3 protein-coding genes are annotated in these 2,628 nt (G+C 61.5%); 2 read left to right on the forward strand and 1 reads right to left on the reverse strand.

Going from position 1 to position 2,628, the window contains the following annotated elements:
- Window positions 1–630, forward strand: a 630-nt coding sequence (locus VN004_RS06475) for a VOC family protein (protein WP_325608153.1), incomplete at its 5' end; no start/stop codon positions are given.
- On the forward strand, window positions 627–896 hold the full coding sequence (locus VN004_RS06480) for a hypothetical protein (RefSeq protein WP_325608155.1): 270 nt from the start codon (window positions 627–629) through the stop codon (window positions 894–896). The genes VN004_RS06475 and VN004_RS06480, both read left to right, overlap by 4 nt.
- 57 nt (window positions 897–953) lie before the next feature.
- On the opposite strand, the gene VN004_RS06485 is transcribed toward VN004_RS06480, so the two are convergent.
- Window positions 954–2,189: a hypothetical protein gene (locus tag VN004_RS06485; protein ID WP_325608157.1), complete on the reverse strand. Its 1,236-nt coding sequence runs from the start codon at window positions 2,187–2,189 to the stop codon at window positions 954–956.
- Between the last annotated feature and the right edge of the window lie 439 nt (window positions 2,190–2,628).

Consider the following 2,628-nt stretch of genomic DNA (forward strand, 5'->3'; position numbering starts at 1 on the left):
TCCGCGATGACCAATCTCGCCCCGTCCCTGTCCGGACGCCTGTCGCTGCACGGCGTCGACCACACTGCGCGGCCGACATGGAAGCTACGCGAAACCGTAGAATTCTATCGCGACATTCTCGGACTGCCACTGGTGCACGCCATCACCGCCAAGGGCTGGGGGCGCGAGAAGGAGGAGCACGCCGACTTTATTCACTTCTTCTTCGATAGCGGCAACGAGAGCACCATCGCCTTCTTCTATTACATCGGCACACAGCAGCCGCCGGAGTTGGTGGTTCCAAGGGGCTACATGGCAATGGCAAACCACACCGCCTGGCGAGTGGAGACCGAAGAGCAACTGCTCGAATGGCAGAAGCGGCTCGAAAACAAGGGCGTTCGCGTCAGCCAGTTCGTCAAGCATGAGATCCTCGAGTCGATCTATTTTCGCGACCCGAATTTTTATCCGCTAGAGATCACACGCTCGCTGCGCGACATGGAAGAGCTCGACGCGGTCGATGCTAACATGACCATCGATGCGGCGCTGACGCTGGAAGACAGCGGCCGCTGGACCAGCATTGAACAGCTCTGGCGCGCCAAAGCCGATTTCGTGCGCAAGCGCCAGCAGGAAGCGGAGCCGGTTGCTGCGTCATGAGTGGGTTCTACGTTCTCGACGTCCCGGAGTTCTCGCCGCTCGTGCGCGCAGCGCAACAGCATGAGCGCTGCCGTGTCCATCCGGTCATCGCCGGCTATCGCTATGTCGAATTCGACTGCGAGATCGAGATCAAGCGCGATGCGACCGGGCTTGGCGAGGCGGTCTGGTTCGGCTGCCTAACCGGCGGCCTGGACGGCAAGATCACCTCGTTCACGTCGGAATCGATCCGGCTCGCACCGACCAATGAACCGGTGCTCGGCGTCTAGACGCCGCTGAAATTCTTTTTCTGAAAGTTCGGCTTATGAATTCGGCTGAGAACCGTCTCAGCCGAATTTTTCCTTCAGCCAGTTCACAATCGCCTTGGCGGCGGCTACGCGGCCCGGCTCCTCGCCCTTCTCCAGCGCCCGTCCGTGATGGTCGCCGCGGAAGCGCTCGCGGATCTTGTCCTTCGATGCAATGGTGTCGAAGATTGCCGCGCAGTCGGCCGGAAACACCGTATTGTCGCCGGTGTAATCGATGAGCAGGCACGGCTGTTCGACGGCCTTCGCGGTCTCGAACAGGTTGGCGCGCGAGGAATGCCCCGACCAGGTCGAGAGCCACGCCTCCGGCGTGCAGAAGCGGGCGAAGCCGACCGCCCCGTAGTTGGTCGCGAATGGATCCTTGCCCCATACCGAACCGACCTTGCGGTCGGATGGATCGATCGAAGGGTCCCAGCACCGAAGGTCCGCGTCTGTGCGCCAGATCGTCATCACGGCGGTGTGCGCGCCTTTGCGGCGATCCGCGGACGAACCGCTCTCCTTCGCACGCTTGCGCGCCGACAGCCGCTCGCTGATCATGTTGCGCGCGACCGCATCGAGCCGCGCGACCCGCTCCGACTGCGCCTTGCGGAAGCTCTCGATGAATTCCGCCGAATAGCGCGAACCCTCCGGCCCCTCGCGATAGCCGTTGGCAGGATCGAGGAAGTCGAGCGCCGAATTCACGGAGAGCGCATCGTTCTCGTCGGCGACCGAAGGATCGATGCACTTGAGCAGAATCTGCCCTTGCCCCGGATGCGGAGACACGAACACCACGCCATCCGCGACCGGCATGGAGGCTTCAGCAAGCCCGGTCGGGCGCCCGCCCGGCGTCTTCTCTAATCGGCTCGCACCGTCCTTCAACGACTGCTGATTGTAGAAGGCATAGAGGCTCGCACCGCCCGAATTGCCAATCAGGATGATGCGCTTAAAGCCCGCATTTTTCAGGAAGTTCAGTCCGGCTGCGACATCCAGCAGCGAGATCTCATGTTCGAGCCGCATATCGTTGCCGACCGAACGTGCGGTCTGGGTGAACACGGCATAGCCTGCCGCCACCAGGTCCGGTACCAGATAGTGGGTCGCCAGGAACTCACGCGGATGCATGATGCACAGCACGGTGTCGGCCGACTGCTTCGCATAGAGAAAGCCGTTGACTGCCGCGCCGTCCTGCGTCTGCAGCGGATGCACCGTGACCATCACGTCCGCCGGCAGCCCGGTCATGGTCCAGCCAGCATTGCGGAAACCAGCTGTCGCCTCTTGCGCCATCCCTGCAACCTTTCGTCTTATATGTTTAATTATTGACGTTACCGTCTAATCGGAAAGATGTCCAGACGGGACGCGATTTCCTCCCCGTGAGGAGGACCAGGCGGCGCGGCTTTTTCGGGCGAGCGCGTGCAAATGATGCGCGCTTCCGCGACGCTCAGCGACTGGTCGAGACGCTGCGTGCGACGTCCTGATTTTTTTCGGAACGCTGCCGCCTGCGGTGAGCTGTTGCCCTTCCGTCATGTCCGTTTCTTGCACAATGCTGACATGGCTTCGCCTTGCCAAAGTCATCACGGATACGACCGCATCACCTGAACGCGGCGGCAAGCACCGAATAGCCGCAGCCAGACTTTTGCGGAGTTTTCGGCCCATAAGGGCGCGCCACCGCGCCTCTCGGCACGTTGGTCACGAACAAACGTTAGAAGAAGCTGCGAAATTGCGG

Origin of the sequence: Pseudorhodoplanes sp. (assembly GCF_035565855.1) — a bacterium.
Taxonomy (GTDB): Bacteria; Pseudomonadota; Alphaproteobacteria; order Rhizobiales; family Xanthobacteraceae; genus Pseudorhodoplanes.

What these genes read in the sequence shown, in the direction of transcription:
- VN004_RS06480 (WP_325608155.1), top strand. Translation starts at nt 627, where the DNA reads ATGAGTGGGTTCTACGTTCTCGACGTCCCGGAGTTCTCGCCGCTCGTG.
- VN004_RS06485 (WP_325608157.1), bottom strand. Translation starts at nt 2,189, where the DNA reads ATGGCGCAAGAGGCGACAGCTGGTTTCCGCAATGCTGGCTGGACCATG.